The sequence below is a fragment of the Rhizobium sophorae genome (genome assembly GCF_013087515.1).
Classification (GTDB): Bacteria; Pseudomonadota; Alphaproteobacteria; order Rhizobiales; family Rhizobiaceae; genus Rhizobium; species Rhizobium sophorae.
Genome location: NZ_JABFCN010000066.1, coordinates 237,452 through 258,939 on the forward strand (window position 1 = coordinate 237,452; position 21,488 = coordinate 258,939).

Annotated in this window: 17 protein-coding genes; 6 read left to right on the forward strand and 11 right to left on the reverse strand. The window is 62.8% G+C overall.

From position 1 onward, the window contains the following. Window positions 1-69 precede the first annotated feature (69 nt). From G9X64_RS33350 to G9X64_RS33360, 3 genes are all read right to left on the reverse strand, one after another. The gene (locus G9X64_RS33350) at window positions 70-1,248 is read right to left on the reverse strand and encodes a glycosyltransferase family 4 protein (RefSeq protein WP_171378258.1); all 1,179 of its coding nucleotides are present in this window, start codon (window positions 1,246-1,248) and stop codon (window positions 70-72) included. 149 nt (window positions 1,249-1,397) lie between these two features. Next, complete coding sequence (locus tag G9X64_RS33355; protein WP_003543721.1) at window positions 1,398-1,634, reverse strand: Lrp/AsnC ligand binding domain-containing protein; 237 nt, start codon at window positions 1,632-1,634, stop codon at window positions 1,398-1,400. Window positions 1,635-1,702: 68 nt separating this feature from the next. Next, window positions 1,703-2,611 (reverse strand): LysR family transcriptional regulator, encoded by a 909-nt coding sequence (locus G9X64_RS33360; RefSeq protein ID WP_171378259.1) that lies wholly within the window; start codon window positions 2,609-2,611, stop codon window positions 1,703-1,705. An 84-nt stretch (window positions 2,612-2,695) separates the two neighbouring features. Here G9X64_RS33360 and hglS point away from each other — a divergent pair, with 84 nt between their 5' ends. From hglS to G9X64_RS33390, 6 genes are all read left to right on the forward strand, one after another. Further along, window positions 2,696-4,126 (forward strand): 2-oxoadipate dioxygenase/decarboxylase HglS, encoded by a 1,431-nt coding sequence (gene hglS / locus G9X64_RS33365; protein ID WP_171378260.1) that lies wholly within the window; start codon window positions 2,696-2,698, stop codon window positions 4,124-4,126. A 68-nt stretch (window positions 4,127-4,194) separates the two neighbouring features. Beyond that, a complete protein-coding gene (locus tag G9X64_RS33370) occupies window positions 4,195-5,478 on the forward strand; it encodes an NAD(P)/FAD-dependent oxidoreductase (RefSeq protein WP_171378261.1) in 1,284 nt (427 codons plus the stop codon). Window positions 5,479-5,503: 25 nt separating this feature from the next. Continuing rightward, window positions 5,504-7,042 carry an L-piperidine-6-carboxylate dehydrogenase gene (gene amaB, locus G9X64_RS33375; protein WP_171378262.1) on the forward strand — a complete coding sequence of 513 codons (1,539 nt, stop codon included), beginning with the start codon at window positions 5,504-5,506 and terminating at the stop codon, window positions 7,040-7,042. Between the two features lie 211 nt (window positions 7,043-7,253). Further along, a complete protein-coding gene (locus G9X64_RS33380) occupies window positions 7,254-8,270 on the forward strand; it encodes an iron ABC transporter substrate-binding protein (RefSeq protein WP_171378263.1) in 1,017 nt (338 codons plus the stop codon). A 63-nt stretch (window positions 8,271-8,333) separates the two neighbouring features. After that, window positions 8,334-10,001 carry an ABC transporter permease gene (locus tag G9X64_RS33385; protein WP_171378264.1) on the forward strand — a complete coding sequence of 556 codons (1,668 nt, stop codon included), beginning with the start codon at window positions 8,334-8,336 and terminating at the stop codon, window positions 9,999-10,001. Beyond that, a complete protein-coding gene (locus G9X64_RS33390; RefSeq protein ID WP_171378265.1) occupies window positions 9,998-11,035 on the forward strand; it encodes an ABC transporter ATP-binding protein in 1,038 nt (345 codons plus the stop codon). The genes G9X64_RS33385 and G9X64_RS33390 overlap by 4 nt, the downstream gene beginning before the upstream one ends. Window positions 11,036-11,056: 21 nt before the next feature. On the opposite strand, the gene G9X64_RS33395 is transcribed toward G9X64_RS33390, so the two are convergent. The 8 genes from G9X64_RS33395 to G9X64_RS33430 form a co-directional block, all read right to left on the reverse strand. After that, window positions 11,057-12,391, reverse strand: coding sequence for a glucoamylase family protein (locus tag G9X64_RS33395; RefSeq protein ID WP_171378266.1), 1,335 nt, complete (start codon window positions 12,389-12,391; stop codon window positions 11,057-11,059). A gap of 253 nt (window positions 12,392-12,644) precedes the next feature. After that, the gene (locus G9X64_RS33400) at window positions 12,645-14,483 is read right to left on the reverse strand and encodes an ABC transporter ATP-binding protein (RefSeq protein ID WP_171378267.1); all 1,839 of its coding nucleotides are present in this window, start codon (window positions 14,481-14,483) and stop codon (window positions 12,645-12,647) included. A 25-nt stretch (window positions 14,484-14,508) separates the two neighbouring features. Next, window positions 14,509-15,264 carry a DUF1028 domain-containing protein gene (locus G9X64_RS33405; protein WP_171378268.1) on the reverse strand — a complete coding sequence of 252 codons (756 nt, stop codon included), beginning with the start codon at window positions 15,262-15,264 and terminating at the stop codon, window positions 14,509-14,511. A gap of 2 nt (window positions 15,265-15,266) precedes the next feature. Then, on the reverse strand, window positions 15,267-17,051 hold the full coding sequence (locus tag G9X64_RS33410; protein WP_171378269.1) for a gamma-glutamyltransferase family protein: 1,785 nt from the start codon (window positions 17,049-17,051) through the stop codon (window positions 15,267-15,269). Between the two features lie 21 nt (window positions 17,052-17,072). Continuing rightward, window positions 17,073-17,948: an ABC transporter permease gene (locus G9X64_RS33415; RefSeq protein ID WP_168309115.1), complete on the reverse strand. Its 876-nt coding sequence runs from the start codon at window positions 17,946-17,948 to the stop codon at window positions 17,073-17,075. Then, window positions 17,945-18,892, reverse strand: a complete 948-nt coding sequence (locus G9X64_RS33420; RefSeq protein ID WP_024320455.1) for an ABC transporter permease — start codon at window positions 18,890-18,892, stop codon at window positions 17,945-17,947. Before G9X64_RS33420 ends, G9X64_RS33415 begins: the two co-directional genes overlap by 4 nt. 63 nt (window positions 18,893-18,955) lie before the next feature. Beyond that, entirely contained in the window at window positions 18,956-20,464 is a 1,509-nt protein-coding gene (locus G9X64_RS33425) for an ABC transporter substrate-binding protein (RefSeq protein ID WP_171378270.1), read from the reverse strand. Window positions 20,465-20,555: 91 nt separating this feature from the next. Further along, on the reverse strand, window positions 20,556-21,287 hold the full coding sequence (locus G9X64_RS33430) for a FadR/GntR family transcriptional regulator (RefSeq protein ID WP_171378271.1): 732 nt from the start codon (window positions 21,285-21,287) through the stop codon (window positions 20,556-20,558). Window positions 21,288-21,488: the final 201 nt, after the last annotated feature.

Here is a 21,488-nt window from a genome sequence, read left to right on the forward strand (position 1 = left end):
CCGGCGATTCTACCGCGCCGCGTCGTTTCACATGCGCAATGCTGTAGCATATGCGGCAGGAAGACAGGATCAGATGCTTCTCGCGGCGACGACATCAAGCGACCTGTAGAGATCGATGTAACGTCCGGCGACGATATCCCAGGAATAGCCGCGGGCAGCGTCGAGAAGTCCGGCGCGAACGGCGTCCGGCTGGCGCGAAAGAGCTTGGTGGGCCGCTTCGATCGCCGTGGCGGCGCTCTCAGGATCGGTGAAATCGGCAAGCATGATAACAGGATGCCGGGCTGCAAGCGTCGCAAAGGCATCATTGGCGTTCAGCACCGGCAGGAGACCGGCGCTCATCGCCTCCAGCGCCACCAGGCCGAAACCTTCATATTCCGAGGCGGAGGCGAAAATCGAGGCTTCTGCGATAATGCGCCGGATGGTGTCGTTCTCGGGCGATACATGCAGGGTGACGCGGCCGGACAGATGACGGCTTTCGATTGCGCCTTCGACATCCGCCCGGCCCAGGTCGGATTCGGCGCCGACGATGTCGAGATGCCATTCCGGGTCGCGGGTCTTCAACATGGCCATCGCATCGAGCAGATGGTCGATGCGCTTGTTCACCGAGAACCGGCCGATCGTGACGATGCGGCGCTTTGCCCGGCGCGAAGCGGTGTCGGCGAATTTGCCGATATCGGCGCCGTTTTCGATCAGGAGGCTGTCGGGCACGATCTCGGAAAACTGCTTGAGGTCGGAGGCGCTGCAGCAGACGACGCGGCGATAGGCCATCGCCGAAGCGCGGGTCAGCGTCTGGAACCAGATCTTCTTGATCGTCGCGTATTTCCGCGTGTGGAAGAAGCCGCCATGGGTCGTGACGATCATCGGTTTTCCGTGCAGCCGCCGGCCCCAGGCGAGCGCGTCGAAGAAGAAGTCGATGGCATGGACATGGACGAGATCGGCGTCGGCGAGATGGCGAAAAACCTGCGGTGCCAGTGGATAGCGGCTGGTGCCGAACCAGGGGATGCGCACCACCTCGATGCCGTCGATATCTTCGCGAAGCGGCAGCTTGTCCTCTGGCGCAGTGAAGAGTGAATCCAGCGTGACGACGCGCACACGATAGCCGCGGCGCACGGTCTGGCGGGCGAGATTGGCGACCACGTCTTCCAGGCCGCCGCGATTGGGCAGGAATTGGCGCACGACATGGACGATCAGCGGCGCCGTTTCCAACTGCGGCTTCGCGCGCAACCTATCTGCCTCGACGATTGACATTTTCCACCTATCGCTGCACGTGCCGGCCCGCGCTGATGCAGGCCCGTGATATAACAACGACCAGATATGCCCGGCGTTAAGGCGCGGTTTAGGTGACCTCCTGCGGGGGCCAATCTTCGCGAAAAAGGTTAACCGTGTCTGACGGGAATTCAGAACGCCTTGAAGGTCAGCGTCGTCAGCGAGCGGACGATGCCGGGAATATTGGCGATGTTGTCGTTGATGAATTTGCCGATATCCTGGCCTTCCTCGATATAGACCTTCAGCAGCAGATCGTAGTCGCCGCTGGTCGAATAGAGCTCCGAGACCAGTTCGGTCTGGTAGATGGCGTCGGCGACATCATAGGTCTTGCCGGGTGCGCATTGGAGCTGGACGAAGATCGGCTTCATGGAGATTTCCTGCAAAGTTGTTTGGCGCGCATAATGGTCGAAAGCGCTATGCCGATGCAAGCCGTTCGTCACGCAGTCGGGCTGGCGGTCGCTTCTGCGACGATCCAGTCGCGAAAGGCGGCAAGTGGCGCATAGTCGGCGCGCTCGGGCGGAAAGGCGAGATAATAGCGCTCGCGACTTTCCATTTCTCGGTCGACAGCGGCGACGAGATCGCCGCGCCTGATCTCCTCCTGCATCAGGAATGTCGGCAGCAGGGCGACACCGAGGCCGGCGATCGCCGCCTGCGCGGCGGTGGCGAATTGGTCGAAGAGCATGCCGTGCACGCTTTCGAAGGAAACGCCGTTGCCGGCGAACCATTGCTCCCAGGCGTCCGGGCGTGTCGTCAGGTGCAGAAGCGGAACGGCCAGCAGATCCTCCGGTCCTGAGATCGCATATTGCTTCAGAAAATCCCGACTGCAGGCCGGCACAGTGCGCTCCGACATCAGAAGGGCGAGTTCGGCGCCCGGCCAGTGCGGATGGCCGAAATGGATGGCGGCGTCGATCGAATCAAGGCGGAAATCGAACGGCGAAAGCCGGGTCACCAGATTGATGGTCACGCCGGGATTGGCGGCGAGAAAGCGCCCCAGGCGCGGCGCCAGCCAGCGCGTGCCAAAGGTCGGCAGGATGGCGAGATTGAGCGTGCCGCCATGCGGATTGGCGCGTAGATTCAGCGAGGCGCTCGATATCCGCCGCAGCGCCTCGCGAATCTCGCGGGCATATCCGTCGCCAGCAGGCGTCAGCCGCATGGTCTGGCGTTCGCGCAGGAAGAGCTCGACACCAAGCTGCTCCTCGAGCGCGCTTACCTGACGGCTGACGGCGCTCTGCGTCAGATCAAGTTCGCGCGCCGCTGCCGTCACGCTGCCGGTGCGGGCAACCGCCTCGAAGGCGGCGAGATGCGAAATCGATGGCAGAAAACGTCTAGACGTCAGCATGGTCATTCCGTTTCAGAATGGGCTATTTCCGAAATAGCGATATTTGCGGCTTTGTCGCGCGTGTAAAGGGGTTCATCCTGCAAAAACGGAATGAGTCGGAGTTTCCCAATGCCGCAATTCTTCGTTTCCCCAGATCGCATCCGATCGCTGTTCACCGAGGCGATGTCGCAGATGTACCGGGCGGAGGTGCCGCAATACGGCACGCTGATCGAACTGGTGGCGGATGTGAATGCCGGCTGCCTTGAAAAGGATCCTGACCTCCGCGATCGCCTGGCCCGCGCCGGCGAGCTGGAGCGCATCGATGTGGAGCGCCACGGCGCCATCCGGCTCGGTACGGCCGACGAGCTCTTCACCATCCGCCGGCTGTTTGCGGTCATGGGCATGCAGCCGGTCGGCTATTACGATCTTTCGGTTGCCGGCGTGCCGGTTCATTCCACCAGCTTCCGCCCAGTCGACGAGGTGGCGCTCAACTTCAATCCATTCCGCGTCTTCACCTCGCTGCTGCGATTGGAACTGATCGAAGACGAAGAGCTGCGCGGCGAGGCCGAAGCCATTCTGGCAAAACGGCGGATCTATACGCCGCGTGCGGTCGCGCTGATCGAGCGCCACGAGCAGAACGGCGGCCTGACCGAGGCGGAAGCGACGGAATTCGTTGCCGAGGCGCTGGAAACCTTCCGCTGGCATGGCGAAGCGACAGTCAGCGCCGACACCTATAAGCGGTTGCACGATGCGCATCGGCTCATCGCCGACGTCGTCAGCTTCAAGGGGCCGCACATCAACCATCTGACGCCGCGTACGCTCGATATCGACGCGGTCCAGGCCCGTATGCCGGAACGCGGCATCACGCCGAAGGCGGTCATCGAAGGACCGCCGCGCCGTCATTGCGATATCCTGCTGCGACAGACGAGTTTCAAGGCGCTGGAGGAAACGATCGCCTTTTCCGGTGATGACGGTGCGATTCTAGGGACGCATACCGCCCGCTTCGGCGAGATCGAACAACGCGGCGTGGCGCTGACGGCGAAGGGCCGGGCGCTCTACGACCAACTGCTCGCCTCGGTTCGCGGCGAGGTGCAGGTGGGCGCCGGCGGCGCCAAGGCGGGCGCCTACGACGACGAACTCGCTGCGCGTTTCAAGGCACTGCCGGACAGCTGGGATGAGCTGCGCAGGGCGGATCTCGCCTTTTTCCGCTATTCCGCGACGCCGGCGGGCATTGCGGCTACGGTCGGCAGTACGCTGCCCGGCGATCCGGAGGCGCTGATCGCCAAGGGTTACCTCGCCTTCACCCCGATCGTCTACGAAGACTTCCTGCCCGTCAGTGCGGCCGGAATCTTTCAGTCGAACCTCGGCACCGACCAGCAGCAGAACTACGCGACCCGCTCGAACCGTGATGCCTTCGAGGCAGCACTGGGTGCTACCGTTCAGGATGAGCTGGCGCTTTACGCCGAACGCCAGGCTGCATCGCTGGATTCGGCACTGGCCGCGCTTGGCCTTGCGGGCCTGCCGCTGAAGACCGTTGCGTGAAATGGCAGGTTCAACACTTTCTTTTATGCATTAGAGTATCCGCGATTTCGCTCTGATCGGACTGAGCCATGCTGAATGATCCGCGCTCCCACGGCCTCTGGGAAAAGACAGCGCCCGAAGCGCCGACGACCTCGCCTCTCGACGGCGCGATGTCGGCCGACGTCGTCATCGTCGGCGGCGGTTACACCGGTCTCTCTTCCGCCTTGCATCTTGCCGAAGCCGGGTCGAAGGTGGTGCTGCTGGAGGCCAAAGAGATCGGCTTCGGCGGTGCCGGGCGCAATGTCGGGCTGATCAATGCCGGCATGTGGGTGATGCCGAACGATCTGCCCGGCGTGCTCGGCTCGGTGCATGGCGAACGTCTGCTCGATTTGCTCGGCAATGCGCCGAAGCTCGTCATGGAGCTGATCGACAAACATCAGATTGCCTGCGAACTCGAACGGAACGGCACGCTGCATTGCGCGGTCGGCGCGGACGGGCTGAAGGAGATCGAGGATCGCGCGGCGCAATGGTCCGCCCGCGGCGCAGCCGTGACGCTGCTCGATGCCGCGGAAACGGCAAAACGCATCGGAAGCGATGCCTATACCGGTTCGCTGCTCGACAAACGCGCCGGAACGCTGCAGCCGCTTGCCTATGCGCGCGGCCTTGCCCATGCCGCCGTCAAGACCGGGGTCGTCATTCACACGTCAAGCCCCGTCATCGCAACGGAGCAAAACGGCAGCCGCTGGATCGTGAAGACGGCAAAGGGCGAGGTCAGCGCGGACTGGATCATCGTTGCGACCGATGCCTACAGCACCGGTCCTTTCGAGCAGGTGCGCAACGAACAGATCTATCTGCCCTATTTCAATTTCGCCACCGTGCCGCTCGGCCATAATCTGCGTCAGTCGATCCTGCCGGGGCGGGAAGGCGCATGGGATACCAAGGAAATCCTCTCATCCTTCCGCATGGACCAGGCCGGGCGTCTCGTTTTCGGCAGTGTCGGGGCGCTGCGCAATACCGGCCTTGCCGTACACAAAGGCTGGGCGAAACGCGCATTGAAGCGGCTCTTCCCTGTGATCGGCGATGTCGAATTCGAGTGCGAATGGTATGGCCAGATCGGCATGACCGACAATGCGCTGCCGCGCTTCCACAAATTTGCGCCTGGGGTTGTCGGCTTTTCGGGTTACAATGGCCGCGGCATTGCGCCCGGCACGGTCTTCGGCCGCACGCTGGCGGAGCATATCCTTGGCCGGCTCACCGAAGCCGATCTGCCGCTGCCGCTGACTTCGCCGACCGAACCGAGCTTCCGTGCGCTGAAAGAAATATGGTACGAAGCCGGCGCTCAGGTCGCCCATTTCGCCGATGCCCGCTTCTGAGAAAAATTAGATTGGAACCAAGACAATGACCATCGCCGTCCTCGATCTCGCCACCGAAACCGCCAAGCTGCTTGCCGAACTCGGCGTCGATGCCGGCCGCTATCATGGCGGCACGCTTTCCGTTACCTCGCCGGTCACCGGCAAGGAAATCGGCAAACTCAGGGAACATTCCGTTTCCGAGGCGAAGGCGGCAATCGAAGCGGCGCATCAGGCCTTCCTCGAATGGCGTGCCGTGCCGGCGCCGAAGCGCGGCGAACTGGTCCGCCTGCTTGGCGAGGAACTGCGCGCCGCAAAGACGGCGCTCGGTCGTCTGGTCTCGATCGAGGTCGGCAAGATCACCTCCGAGGGTCTCGGTGAAGTGCAGGAGATGATCGACATCTGCGATTTCGCGGTCGGCCTTTCCCGTCAGCTCTACGGCCTGACGATCGCCACTGAGCGCTCCGAGCATCGGATGATGGAAAGCTGGCATCCGCTCGGCGTGATCGGCATCATCTCCGCCTTCAACTTCCCGGTTGCCGTCTGGTCGTGGAATGCGGCACTTGCGATGGTCTGCGGCAATTCCACTGTCTGGAAGCCTTCGGAAAAGACGCCGTTGACGGCGCTTGCCGTGCAGGCGCTGTTCGAAAAGGCGCTGAAGCGTTTCGTCGCCGAGGGCGGTAGCGCACCGGCCAATCTGTCGACGCTGATCATCGGCGGCCGTGAGGTCGGCGAGGTACTGGTCGACCACCCGAAAATCCCGCTCGTTTCCGCCACGGGCTCGACGGCAATGGGCCGCGCGGTCGGTCCGCGCCTGTCGCAGCGTTTTGCCCGCGCCATTCTCGAACTCGGCGGCAACAATGCGGCGATCGTCTGCCCGACGGCCGATCTCGACCTGACGCTGCGCGGCGTTGCCTTCTCCGCCATGGGCACGGCCGGCCAGCGCTGCACGACGCTGCGCCGTCTCTTCGTCCATGAGAGCGTCTACGACCAGCTGGTGCCGCGCCTGCAGAAGGCCTATGGCTCCGTCACCATCGGCAATCCGCTCGAGGCCGGGACGCTTGTGGGACCGCTGATCGACGGCCAAGCTTTTAAGAACATGCAGGCAGCGCTTGGCGAGGCGAAATCGGCCGGCGGCACGGTAACCGGCGGCGACCGCGTCGAAACCGGTTCGACCGAGGCCTTCTACGTTCGCCCGGCGCTTGTCGAAATGCCTGATCAGACCGGCCCGGTCGAGCACGAGACCTTTGCGCCGATCCTCTATGTGATGAAATACAGTGACTTCGACGAGGTGCTGGCGCTGCACAATGCCGTGCCGCAGGGCCTGTCGTCGTCGATCTTCACCAACGACATGCGCGAGGCCGAAACCTTCGTCTCCGCACGCGGCTCGGATTGCGGCATCGCCAACGTCAATCTCGGGCCATCGGGCGCCGAAATCGGCGGCGCCTTCGGCGGCGAGAAGGAAACCGGCGGCGGCCGCGAATCCGGCTCGGATGCCTGGAAGGCCTATATGCGCCGCTCCACCAACACGATCAATTACGGCAGGACGCTGCCGCTTGCGCAGGGCGTCAAGTTCGACGTCGAATAAGCCGGCGGCAAAAGGTGCAAAAGAGAGGCGGCGCTTTGCAGAGCGTCGCCTTTTCGACCGAGTTGAGATTTATTCCTTGTAATATGAAATAATTAGTCAAGATATTGTGATGTCTTTTCCGGGCAAGCCAAACTTGAAATTGGCAGTCAGGAAAAATATACGCCTCTGATCGCCCTTGGAGAGCTCGGGTGACATCGCTACGGAGGCCATCATGAACACTGCTCTTAACCGTTTTTCCCTCGCGCTTGCCGCTTCGCTTCTTTCCGTCACCGCGCTTGCGGGTAGCGCGTATGCGCAGGATGAAGGTCTCGTCGTTTACAATGCCCAGCACGAAAGCCTCGGCCGCGAATGGATCGATGCCTTCACCAAGGAGACCGGCATCAAGGTCACCATGCGCCAGGGCAGCGACATGCAATTCGCTAACCAGATCATCCAGGAAGGCGACGCCTCGCCGGCTGATGTCTTCCTGACCGAGAATTCGCCGGCTATGACGCTGGTCGATGGCGCGGGCCTGTTTGCCCCCATCGAAAAGGAAACGCTGGATCAGGTTCCGGATCAGTATCGCCCAGCTGACGGCATGTGGACGGGCATTGCCGCCCGCACCACCGTTTTTGCCTATGACAAGACCAAGCTCACCGAAGACAAGCTGCCGAAGTCGTTGCTCGACCTCCAGGATCCGGCCTGGAAGGGTCGCTGGGGCGCGGCACCTGCCGGCGCCGACTTCCAGGCTATCGTCGCAGCCCTGCTGCAGTTGAAGGGCGAAGATGCGACCAAGGCATGGCTGAAGGGTCTCAAGGACAACGCCACCCCCTACAAGGGCAACAGCGTCGCCATGAAGGCCGTCAATGCGGGCGAAGTCGAAGGCGCGGTCATCTATCACTACTACTGGTTCGGCGATCAGGTGAAAACCGGCGAGAACAGCAAGAATGTCGGCATGCATTACTTCAAGAACCAGGATCCGGGCGCTTTCGTCAGCGTTTCGGGCGGCGGCGTCCTGAAGTCTACCCAGCACATGAAGGAAGCCCAGGCTTTCCTGAAGTTCGTCACCAGCAAGGCAGGCCAGGCAGTTCTCAAGGACGGCACCTCCTATGAATATGCCATCGGCAAGGATGCGCCTTCAAACGACAAGCTCACCCCCCTTGCCGATCTCAATGCCCCGAAGGTCGAAGCTTCGACCCTCGACAGCAAGAAAGTCGTGGAGTTGATGACGGCCGCCGGCTTGATCTAACCTTTCTGCCGCAGGCGTCTTCCGGCCAAAACTATTGCTTTTGGCTCAAGAAAACCTTAGGGCATGACGACATCCGGCAACCGCCTTTCAAAGGCGGTTGCCTTCCTTTTTCAGCGTGTAAAGGCATCGGCCTTGCTGCAGGACAACAGATTGCTCGCATCCGGCAACGAGACGCCGGTCGCGCCGAGGGCCGCGCGAATGGTTTTGCCGCGTGGACGCATGCCGCACGCTTCCGTGATCCTGCTTGCAACCGTCGTCGCGATCTTCAGTCTCGTGCCGCTCGGCTTCATCGGCTGGGTCACCTACGATGTCGGCTGGGAAACGGTGAAGGCGCTGGTGTTCCGACCGCGCGTCGGCGAACTTCTCGTCAACACGGTTCTCCTGGAATCGATCACCATCCCGGTGTCGATCGCACTCGCCGTGACGCTCGCCTGGCTGACCGAGCGGACGGACATTCCTTTCGCGCGGCTCTGGGCCTGGCTGGCGATCGCTCCGCTCGCCGTACCTGCCTTCGTGCACAGCTATGCCTGGGTCAGCCTCGTTCCCGGCATGCGCGGCCTGCAGAGCGGCGTCTTCGTCTCGGTGATAGCCTACTATCCGTTCCTCTACCTGCCGGTCGTCGCAGCACTGCGCCGTCTCGATCCGGCCATCGAGGATGCCGCTGCCTCGCTTGGTCTCAATCCCTGGCGCGTCTTCTTCCGCGCCGTGCTGCCGCAGCTGAGACTTGCCATCTGCGGCGGCTCGCTGCTGATCGCGCTGCATCTGCTTTCGGAATACGGCCTGTTCGTCATGATCCGGTTCGACACGTTCGCGACGGCGATCGTCGACCAGTTCCAGTCCTCCTACAACAGCCCGGCCTCCAACATGCTCGGCGGCGTGCTGGTCGCCTGCTGTCTTTTTCTGCTCGGCTTCGAGGTGCTGGTGCGCGGCAATGAACGTTATGCCCGCGTCGGCTCCGGCTCGCCACGTCCGGCGGACCGCCGCCGGCTGGGCTGGTTCGTGGCGCCGGCCATGTTGCTGCCCGTCGTCCTGGCGGTACTGACGCTCGGCGTGCCGCTGGTGACGCTTGGCCGCTGGCTCTATCTCGGCGGCATCGATATCTGGCGCATCGAGGTCGGCAGCGCCTTCCTGCAGACCATCATGCTTGCCGTTGTCGGCGGCGTGCTGGCGACGATTGCCGCAGCACCGATGGCCTGGCTTTCCGTGCGGGCGCCCGGCCGCTTCCAGCGGGTGCTTGAAGCCTGCCATTATTATGTCGGCTCGCTGCCGGGCGTCGTCGTGGCGCTGGCGCTGGTGACGATTACCGTGCGTCTCGTGCTGCCGCTCTACCAGACCTTCGCAACGCTCATCGTCGCCTATGTGATGCTTTTCCTGCCGCGCGCCATGGTCGGGCTGCGTGCCAGCATCGCCCAGGCCCCGGTGGAGCTGGAGCGCGCCGCGATGGGTCTCGGCCGTACGCCGGGCCAGGCGGTGCGGCAGATCACCATGCGGCTTGCCGCACCCGGAGCGGCCGCCAGCGTCGCGCTGGCCGCACTCGGCATCACCAATGAACTCACGGCGACACTGATGCTGTCACCCAACGGCGTCGATACGCTGGCGACGAAATTCTGGTCGCTTACCAGTGAGATCGATTATGTCTCGGCCGCCCCTTACGCCTTCATGATGGTCGTGTTGTCGCTGCCGCTCACCCTGATGCTTTATACCCAATCGAAACGGACCGCCGGTCAATGACGCTGCTCACGATCGAAAACATCAGCAAGCGTTATGGCCCGGTCCAGGCGCTGAAGGATATTTCGCTCGAGGTCTCGGCCGGCAGCCGCACGGCCGTCGTCGGTCCGTCCGGTTCGGGCAAGACGACGCTGCTGCGCATCATTGCCGGCTTCGAGCAACCCGATGTCGGCAGGGTGACGCTGGATGGCGACCTGCTCGCCGACGGTCCGGCGACGGTACCGGCACACAAGCGCGGCATCGGCATCGTCTCGCAGGATGGCGCGCTGTTTCCGCACTTAAGCGTTGCCGAGAATATCGGCTTCGGGTTTGAGCGAGGCGCATCCGATCGCGACAAGCGCATCGTCGAGTTGCTCGATATGGTCGAGCTCGACCGCGGCATGCTGGCGCGGCGCCCGCATCAGCTTTCCGGCGGCCAACAGCAGCGTGTGGCGCTCGCCCGTGCGCTCGGCCGCAAGCCGCGGCTGATGCTGCTCGACGAACCCTTCTCGGCCCTCGATACCGGCCTCCGGGAAAATATGCGCAAGGCGGTTGCGCGCGTGCTGCAGGCGGCCGGCATCACCACCATTCTCGTCACCCACGACCAGGAGGAGGCGCTGACCTTTGCCGATCAGGTGGCGGTGCTCAGAGAAGGACGGCTGATCCAGGCAGGGTCGCCGCAATCATTGTATCTGCATCCGCGAGATCGCGAGACGGCACTGTTTCTCGGTGATGCCGTGCTGCTTCCCGCGATCATCCGCAACGGCTTGGCAGACTGCGCCCTTGGCCATGTCGCCGTCGAAGGCAGTCGTCAGGGCAAGGCGGAGATCATGCTGCGGCCCGAGCAGATCCGCGTCGTCGCCGATGAAAGCGATCGCAACTACGGCGGGCGTGTCGTTGAGGTGGAATTCGGCGGCGCGGTCTGCACCGTTGCCGTCTCGCTCGACGGCGTGGCGCTGCCGCCGATCCTGATCAAGACATCGAGCGTCGCGCTTCCGGCGCGAGGCGATCTCGTTCGCCTCGATATCGCCGGCAAGGCGCATGTCTTCGAGAACTGATACCGCGCGACAGCCCTAGACCTAGCCGAACTTGCGCACCACTTCTTCCGGCTCGATGCCTTCGAGCCAGCCGCCGGTAAAGCCGGCGCGTTCGAGGCCGAGGCGGATGACCGGCGATTGCCGCATCAGTTTCCAGATGAAATCCGAACGGTCGTTCTCGATGGTCATGACGACAAGGCCCTGGTCGATGCCGACGGTGCGGTCGTCGACCCAGCCTTCCGGCCGCTTGGTCTTGACCGTCGGGTTGAAGCCGCCGGGAAAGCCGCCTTCCAACAGCAGGTTCGGATAGGTGGTCAGAAGCGCCTTGGTGCCGTCGAGAGCCGCCTGCTTGTCGTAGGGCAGGCAGGCGAGCGCTGCCCAGGGTGCGATCGTGCCGTCATCGGGGCCGAGCGGTGCGCCGCGTGCGGCGTAACCCAGAACCTTCGGCTGGCGGCCGCCGCGCATGCGCCGTGTCGGCGGCGGACCGTCGCAGGCGGAGAAACCCCAGATGTTCCTGTTATAGCCGACGAACTGGCCGGGATTGCGCTCGGCATAGTCACGCTGGACGTTGATCATCACCTGCGTATTGCGGAAATAATCCCAGTTCCGCTCCGCCATCGGCTTGTCCTGAATGGTGCGGAAATCAATCCAGGCATGCGAGAAGAGGTGGATGAAGAGCGGCCCGGCATAGAGATAGGATTGCTCGCCATGCAGCATCCAGGAATAGCTTGACGTAAAGGCGTCGTAGCTCGATTGCGGAATGGGGTGCGTCGGCGAAGCGAGCGCCAGCGTATAGAGGATGATCGCCTCGTCGAAGCCGTGATAGCGCCAGCGCAGGAAGCCGGAAGAGGGCTTCCAACCCATGGCAATGGTGTCGCCCTTGTTCAGCGCCCAGCGCCAGTCGACGCGCTCGTAGATGAAGGTCGCGAGTTCCCGGATTTCAGTCTCCGTCTGGTCGTCTTCGCGATTGAAATATTGCGCAGCCGTGAGGATGCCGGCGACGAGCAGCGCCGTGTCGATGGTCGAAAGCTCGCTGTTCCAGGCGCGATGGCCGGTATCCATGTGCAGGAAATGATAGAAGAAGCCGCGGTGGCCGGTCGCGTGGCGTTCCTCGCCCTGGCGCGCCTCGGCGAAGAAGCGCAGCGTATTGACCGTACGCTCGGCTGCTTCCTCGCGGCTGATCCAGCAACGCTCGACACCGACGGGATAGGAGGAAAGCGCAAAGCCGACGGCCGCGATACTCGCCGGCACGCCGCCGATCGAGGTATCCGCCACCAGGCCATTTTCGGGATTGGTATATTTCAGGAAGTACTTGAATGCCGAATGCTGCAGCCTGTCGACAAGCGCTGCATCAATGTCTTCAATCCGTTGCAGCATAGGCTCCTACCCAACTGTTGCATCGCCCCATGCTTCAACATGGTGGCCGTCCCCGAGCAAATCAAACCTTTTTGATTCGTAGGGATAAGAGAACACAAATGGGCGGAATTCGTCGTTAACAATTATGGGTGAAATAATATCTAGGATAAGTGATATAAGCGGTGCAGCAAAAAGGGCGATCTGCCCCTAGCTGGCACAGCTCATTTCCTGAAATACTTGCTTCATCGGATGCTCTACAGAGCGGGTTTCACGCTCAGGCGGCTTCATCGACCCGCACCAGATGACCTGCCGACACCTCCCGATATCGGCGCGGCGGCGCGACGAAGCCAACCGGGCGAACGGGGCTGTTGAGCTCGTCGGTTCCGAGGTTGCGCTTGATGCCGCGCCGCGAGGGGTCGGGAACCGGCACGGCTGCCATCAGCTTCTTCGTGTAGGCGTGCTGAGGGTTGCTGAACAGTTGTGCGCGCGGGCCGATCTCGACGATTTCGCCGAGATACATCACCGCGACCCGATGACTGACGCGCTCGACCACCGCCATGTCGTGGGAAATGAACAGGAAGGCGAGGTTCAGGCTTTGCTGCAGGTCCATCAGCAGATTGCAGACCTGTGCCTTGATCGAGACATCGAGGGCCGAAACGCTTTCGTCGGCGACGATCACCTTCGGATCGAGTGCAAGCGCGCGGGCGATGCAGATGCGCTGGCGCTGACCGCCGGAAAATTCGTGCGGATACCGTTTCATCATGTCGGGTTTCAGTCCGACGCGTTCGAGAAGATCGGCCGCCTTGTCTCGGGCCTGGGCGCCGGTGCCGAGGCCGTGCTCCGTAATCGGTTCGGCGACGGCGGCGCCGACGGTCATGCGCGGGTTGAGGCTGGCGAAGGGATCCTGAAAGATCATCTGGATGCTGCGGCGCATTCGCCTGAGATCGGCCGCGTCAAGGCTCAGCACGTCATAACCGTCGAGGCTGACACTGCCGCCGTTCGGCTGGACGAGGCGGGTGATCGAGCGGCCGGTGGTCGATTTGCCGCAGCCGGATTCGCCGACGAGCGACAGCGTCTCGCCCTGGAAGAGATCGAAGGAGACGTCCTCGACCGCATGGATTGCGCCCGTCTTGCGGCCGAGCAGGCCGCCGCGGATATCGAAACGGGTAACGAGGTGTTTGACTTCGAGGATCGGCGTCCGGCGGCGGTCGACGGTATCGGCGACCTCGACCGGCTCGCGCCGTTCACCGGTCGTGGTATCGACCACGGGGAAACGCAGCGGCCATTTCCGGTCGGCCATCGAGCCGAGGCGCGGTACGGCCGAGAGCAGAGCGCGGGTATAGGGATGCCTGCCGCGATGGAAGATGTCGTCGGTCGTGCCTGTCTCTACCGCCTCGCCGCGATACATGACGATGGTGCGGTCAGCGATTTCGGCGACGACGCCCATGTCATGGGTGATGAAGAGCACGGACATGCCCTCTTCTTCCTGCAGCATCTTGATCAGGTCGAGGATCTGGCCCTGGATCGTCACATCGAGCGCCGTCGTCGGCTCGTCGGCGATCAGCAATTTCGGCCGGCTGGCGAGCGCCATGGCGATCATCACGCGCTGGCGCATGCCGCCTGAGAACTGGTGCGGATATTCATCGAAGCGCGCGGCGGCGTTGGGGATACGGACCTTTTCCAGCAGGCGCACGGTCTCGGCCCGCGCCTCGGACTTGCCGATATCGCCGTGGCAGGTGAGCGCTTCAGAGATCTGGCGGCCGATGGTGAAGATCGGGTTGAGGGATGTCATCGGCTCCTGGAAGATCATGGCGGCGTCGTTGCCGCGCACCCGGCGCATCTCCTTTTCCGGAAGGGTGAGAACATCCTTGCCGTTCAAGGTGATGGCGCCATCGATGCGGCTCGATCCCTTGGCGAGAAGCCGCATGATCGAAAGAGAGGTGACGCTCTTGCCCGAGCCGCTTTCGCCGACGATCGCCACGGTCTCGCCAGGTGTGACGTCGAAGGAGACGTCGCGCACCACCGGCTTCCAGTCGCCATCGACGAGGAAAGAGGTCGTCAGGTTCCTGACCGAGAGAACCGGAGAGGCGGGGGTCGAAGAAACATCAAGCATGTCGTTGCCTTGTTCTTGTCTGGGTTCACGTCTTCAAAGGCGTCGCGAAGGAGGCGGAAGGCCTGCCTGCCGCGATGCGGGTCGCTTCCAGCGCAGCGATCTTTTCATCGATCTCGCGCCTGTCGGTCATGCCGTTCGGATTTTGCCGCGTCGCCATTGTCTCCGCGACATGCAGGTAGCGTTCACCCGCCACTGCATGGAGGCGGACAAGTTCGGCGAGCGGATCGGGATGATCGTCGGCACGGAGGCTCAGCCACGGATAATCCTGGTCGCGATGGATGACGAGGGCGGCGGACTGCCTGCCGCGCTTGTCACCGCCGGCATCTTCGCCTGCCTGCATCGCCAGCAGCAGGCGTTCGGCCAACGGCTTGTCCATCGCCTTGTTGTAGGTGGCAAGCGTTTCGGTGACGACGTCAGGACCCGCCAGCATGTTGCCGGCGACCGAGACGTTTTCGTCGATCAGATGCCCCGCCCAGTCGATGCATGCAGCGCCGGTGAAGGCGGCGTTGCGCCCCTTCGCACCGATGAGGTGCAGCTGCCGCTGATTGCGGCCGGCGTCACGCGCGGTCAGCTCGGCAATGATCTCCTCCGGCGCTTTGCCGGCGGCCAGCAGCGACAGGCCATCGACGCCGTAAAGCGGGCTGACGAAGGCCTGCGTGGCGACGGCGCCGATGCCGCCGCGAATATGCGGCACAAGGGCGCCGACGGCGAAAAAGCGGCTCGCGACGGCGATGCCGAGATGACCGGTCAGGGGATCACGGGCGACGATCGACCAGGTCACGGCTATCTCCCGATCGCATAGGCCTGCATCAGGCGCGGGGTGGCTGCGGCGCGCAGCAGTCCGTCGGCATCGCGTTTTGCGGCGGTCAGCCGGCCGATCGTCCAGGGATCGGCGACCGTCAGCTTGTGGCCCTTGCGGCGCAGGGCATCAAGGACATCGGGGCCGAAATTCGCTTCCGCCATCAGGCTGCCGGGTTCGCGGGTGCGCGGATAAAAGGAGCCCGGAAAATGCGAGGTGTGGAACAGCGGCTGGTCGATCGCCGCCTGCAGGTTCATCTTATGATTGATATAACGCAGGAAAAAGGAGAGCTGCCACTGTTCCTGCTGGTCGCCGCCGGGTGTGCCGAAGGCCAGTGTCGGGCGGCCCTCATAGAGGCCGAGCGAAGGCGTCAGCGTCGTGCGCGGCCGTTTGCCGGGGGCAAGCGACGTCGGCAGGCCTGATTTCAGCCAAAACATCTGGGCGCGGGAATTGAGGCAGAAGCCGAGGCCGGGCACGGTGGGCGAGGATTGCAGCCAGCCGCCGGACGGGGTGACGGAGACCATGTTGCCGTCGCGGTCGATCACATCGATATGCACGGTATCACCGCGCTTTTCGGAGAGATGCGCCATGGTCGGCTCGTAGACGGCGCCGGTTTTCGAATCCGCACCGAGCATCGTCATCGTCAGATCATGCTGCGCTTCGAAGCCAGGCACGATGCCGGGGCGAAGATCGAAGGAGGCGTCCGCGCCGATAAGCTTGCGCCGCGCGGCGGCATAGGTCTCCGACAGCAGGTGCGCGACAGGGATCTCCGAAAATTCAGGATCGCCGTAATAGACTTCGCGGTCGGCGAAGGCGAGCTTCATCGCCTCGACGACGGTATGGACAAAATCGGCGCCAGCGGGGTCCATTGCGGCGAGATCGAAGCCTTTGAGGATCGACAGGGTCTGCAGGAAGACCGGACCCTGGCCCCAGGGACCGATCTTGGCGATGGTCCAGCCATGATAATCATAGGTCAGCGGTTCCTCGATCGTTGCCGACCAGTTTGCCATATCGTTGGCAGTCAAAACGCCCTTGTGGCGGTTGCCGCTCGCATCCATCACCTCGGCGGTCTTCAGATAGTCGTCGATCTTCTCGGCCACGAAGCCGCGATAGAAAGCGTCGCGGGCCGCCTGCACTTGCGCTTCCCGGCCGCTTTTCGTCTCGGCGTCGGCGATGATGCGCTTCCAGGTTTCGGCAAGCACCGGATTCCTGAAATTCGCATGCGCTTCGGGCGCGCTGCCACCCGGCAGCCAAGTCTCATAGGAGGTCGGCCATTCCTGCTCGAAGAAGGCGGCGAGCCCCTTGATGGTGGCGGACACGCGCGGCAGCATCGGATGGCCGTGCTCGGCGTAATAGATCGCCGGTTCCAGCACATCGCGCACGCTCATCGAGCCATAGTCGCGCAGCATCAGCATCCAGCCATCGAAGGAGCCGGGGATGACGGTCGCAAGCAAGCCGTCACCGGGGATCAGACTCAGGCCTTCCGCCGTGTAGTGTTCGATCGTCGCGCCGGCGGGGGCGGGGCCCTGCGCGCAGATGACCTCGACCTTGTCCTTCTTCTTCGAATAGATCACCGCCGGCAGATCGCCGCCCGGGCCGCAAAGATGCGGCTCGACGATCTGCAGCACGAAGCCCGTCGCCACCGCCGCGTCGAAGGCGTTGCCGCCCTTTTCGAGAATGCTCATGCCGACCGCCGAGGCGATCCAGTGGGTGGAGGTGACGACGCCGAAGGTGCCGAGGATTTCTGGACGGGTCGTGAATGCGGTCATGTCAAATGTCCTTTCAAGAAATCATGCTTCGCGCGGATCGAGCGCATCGCGCAGGCCATCGCCTAAAAGATTGAACCCGATGACGACGAGGAAGATCGCCGCACCCGGCCACATCGCCATCCATGGCGCCTGTGAGAGGAAATTCTTGGCGACGTTCAGCATCGAGCCCCAGCTCGGCGCCGGCGGCTGCTGTCCGAGGCCGAGGAAGGAGAGGCTCGCCTCGGCGATGATCGCGGTGGCGACGGTCAACGTCGCCTGCACGAGGATCGGCGCAAAGACATTCGGCAGGATATAGCGGGTGATGATGCTCGATGACCGGAGTCCGATCGAGCGGGCGCCCTCGACATATTCCTCGGTCTTCACCGAAAGCACCTGGCCGCGCGTCAGCCGCACGAAGACGGGCATGGCCGAAAGGCCGATCGCAATCATCGCATTGGTCAGGCTCGGGCCGAGAAAGGCTGCGAGCGCGATCGCGGTGATGAGGAAAGGCATGGCCAGAAAGGCTTCGGTGATGCGGGAGATCACCATGTCGATCCAGCCGCCGAAATAACCGGAGATAAGACCGAAGGGCACGCCGATGACAACGGCGATCGCCACCGAAAAGACGCCGGCCATCAGCGATGCCTGCGCGCCCCAGATCATCCGGGAAAGAATGTCGCGGCCGATGTCGTCGGTGCCGAGCCAGTGGGCGGCGGAGGGCGCCTTGCGGATTGCCGACCAGCTTGTGGCGTTCGGATCGGGAATCGGAAGAAGGGGCGCGGCAACCGCAAGGATCGCGAAAAAGGCGATGATAACAAGGCCGACGAGGGCGCCCTTGTTGGCCTTCAGCTTGCGCCAGGCGCGGCTTGGCGTGCGGTCGATCGCAGAGGGAATGCCGGTCTCTCCGATCGCGGTCATAGGGCGGCCCTCATGCGCGGATTGAGCAGGACATAGAGAATGTCGGCCAGGAGGTTCATCAGGATGAAGCCGATCGCGGTGCAGATCACCACACCCTGGACGACGGCGTAATCACGGTTGAAGACGGCGTCGACGATGAGCTTTCCGAAACCTGGAATGGTGAAGATCTGCTCGGTCAGCACGGCGCCGGCAAGCAGTTCGCCAAAGAGCAGCGCAGTCAGCGTCACGATCGGCAGCACCGCGTTGCGGAAGCTGTGCTCGAGCACGACAGTGCTTTCGGGCAATCCCTTGGCGCGGGCGGTGCGGATGTAATCGGCGCTCAGCACGCTGAGCATTGCCGAGCGGGTGTGGCGCATCAGGGTCGCGGCCAGCGCGTTGCCGAGCACGAAGGAGGGCATCAGCATGGTTTCCAGCGAACGCAGCGGATTGCTGAAGAAGGGTTCGTAGCCTGATGCCGGCAGCCAGCCGAGATTGACCGAAACCAGCAGGATCAGCATGATGCCGAGCCAGAAATTCGGGATCGACAGGCCGGTCAGCGCGATGATGTTGGCGAGATAGTCGATCATCGTGTTCTTCTTGACGGCCGCCAGGATGCCCATCGGCACGCCGATCGCAAAGGCGAAGATCATCGACATGATGGCGAGCTGGATGGTGACCGGCAGCTTCTCGCCGACGAGCTGCAGAACCGGCTGGTTGGTGCGCAGCGAGATGCCGAGATCGCCCTGAAGGGCGGCACCCAGCCAGCGCACATATTGATAGGGGACGGGATCGTTCAACCGGTATTTCTCGCGCAGGAATTCGAGAACCTGCGGGTCGCGTTCCTCGCCGGCCATGGCGAGGATCGGATCGCCGGGCAGCAGCTTCTGCAGCGAGAAGACGAAGATCGAAATGATCAAAAGCGTCGGTATGGCGACCAACAGCCGTTTGGCGATGTAGGTGTACATGGGCGATCCTGACACGACTGGGGTCATGCGGCGGAGGGTTTGCGCCGCATGATTTGCTTATGGTCAGCCGGCCTTCTTGACACCGACGAGACGGATCATCCCATCCGGCGAGGGAACGAAGCCGGTGATGTTCTTGTGCAGCGCCCAGATCCAGGACTGATGGCCGAGATAGATGATCGGCAGATCATCGTTGAGGATGACGGCGGCGGCATCGTATTTCTGCTTGCGCACGGCATCGTCGGTCGATGCACGGGCTTCGTTCAGCAGCTTGTCCACCTCGGGATTGCAGTATTTCGTGTCGTTGATACCGCCCTTGCAGGTGATGAACTGATGGATATTGCCATCGGGATCGACGCGGCCGGACCAGTCGGAACGGCTGAGCTGATAGTTGCCGGCCGTCTGCTCGCTGAGCAGCGTGGCGAATTCCGTCGATTTCAGGCTGACGTCGAAGCCGGCTTCGCCGACCATCGACTGGATGATCTGCATCATCTGCATGGCGACGGGATTGTTGGGGATCTGCAGCTCGATCGGCACGCGGTCGAAGCCGGCTTCCTTGATCAGGGCCTTGGCCTTGTCGAGATCACGGGCGGGGACGGGAATATCCTTGTCGAACCACGGGCTGCTTGGTGGGAAGGGCTGGTTGCCGGAGACGGCCGTGCCTTCATAGACGATCTGGTTGACGGCATCGCGGTCGATCGCCAGCGAGAAGGCCTGGCGCAGGCGTTTGTCCTTGCCGAAAGGATTGTCGGCACGCGCACCATTGCCGATATTGGTATAGAGCGCCATGTAGCCGGTGCCGACGGCGTCGGCATAGACGAGGCTCGAATCCGCCTTCACGGCTTCAGCGTCGGTCGCCGCCAGGCGCTCGATCATGTCGAGATCGCCGGAACGCAGGTTGGCGAGGCGCACCGTCGTATCCGGGATCGGCAGATAGGTCAGCTTGTCGATGAAGATCTTGTCCTTGTTCCAGTAGTCCTGGAATTTTTCGAGCACGATGCGGTCCTGCTGGACGCGCTCGACGAACTTGAACGGGCCGGCGCAGACCGGATGATCGCCGAACTTGGCGCCGAGTTCCTTGGCGGCCTTCGGCGAGACGATCATGCCGGCGCGGTCGGAAAGCTGGGCAAGAAGGGTGACGTCAGGCGCCTTGAGGGTGAACTTGACCTCGTATTCGCTCGTCGCCTCGACCTTTGCGACCGAGCTGAGCTCGCTCTTGCGGCGTGATTCCGGCAGGGTGATGTTGCGCTCGATGGTGGCGACGACGGCTTGGGCGTTAAACGGGGTCTCGTCGTGGAACTTGACGCCCTGGCGCAGCTTCATGGTGAGTTCTTTGCCGTCGGCCGACCAGCTCCATTCGGTGGCAAGCTGTGGCACGATCTTCAGATCCGGCGAGACGTCGACGAGCTTGTCGCACATCGCGGTATAGACGATGCGGCCGACGAAGGTGCGCGACTGCGCGGGATCGAGCACGTCGGCATCGTCCTGCAGGCCGATCTTCAGGTCGACGGCGAAGGCAGGAAGCGCAAACAGCGCGCCGGCAACGGTGGCGGTCAGCAATTTGGCGATCTTCATTCCATTCTCCTCTGTTCTGTTTTTGCTTGGTTTTTGCTTCCATTCCGGCGGTTACGACCCGCCTGTCTCTTTTCTCTGTTCACCTCCCAGTTCAGGCGAGGGTCTTGTCGACCTCCGTTTCGCTGTGATCGAGCGAGGTGATGCGGACGAGGCTTTCCTGCAGCGTCAGCAGATGCTGGCGCATCGCTTCGCCTGCCCTGGCCGGATCGCGGGCGGCGATCGCATCGACGATCGCCGTGTGCTGGTTAAACGTGACGGGCCGCGTCCGGCTGGCGCTGCGGGCGCGCTCGCGGATCGTCTGCCAGGTCTCGTCCTGGCGCACCCGGTTGATGACGTCGAAGATGGTGAGGAAGAAACCGTTGCCGGCGCATTGGGCGATCTGGCGGTGCAGCGCCCCGTCCCAGAGTTCGCGCCCATCGGCATCGGTGCTTTCGTAGATCTTTTTCACCAGATCATACATGCGCTCGATATCGGCGGCCTTGGCGCGCATGGCGGCAAGCTGGGCAAGCTGCGGCTCGATGCGCAGGCGCACTTCCATGACTTCCATGAGATCGGTGCCGGCAACGATCGAGCCGACATGATCGCTCCAGCCGTCGGGGCGCGGGCCGGCATAGGTGCCGGAGCCCTGGCGGCGCCAGATGCGCCCCTCGGCCTCCAGCACTTCGAGGGCGCGACGGACGGCACGGCGGCCGACGCCAAGCATTTCCGAAAGGGTGCGCTCGGTCGGCAGCTTGCCGTCGGCGTCGAGACTGTCGGACCGCAGGAGGGCCCTCAGCCTTTCCAGCGCATAATTCGAATTGCCCTGCGTCTCATCCATCGGCATTAGCTTAAATGGTCCGTACCAATTTTCTATTGGTTCAGTGCAAACCAAATCGTGCTGACCGTCAAGCGCTTTTTTGTGCAAATGGAAATCTGCCCGTTTTTTGCTCAATTGCTGCTATTGTCGCGGGACGGGAAAACAGTCGATCGCGGCGACAGGGCGGCGCCGCGATCGTCACTATCATCCAGAAAACGCAATTGGTTC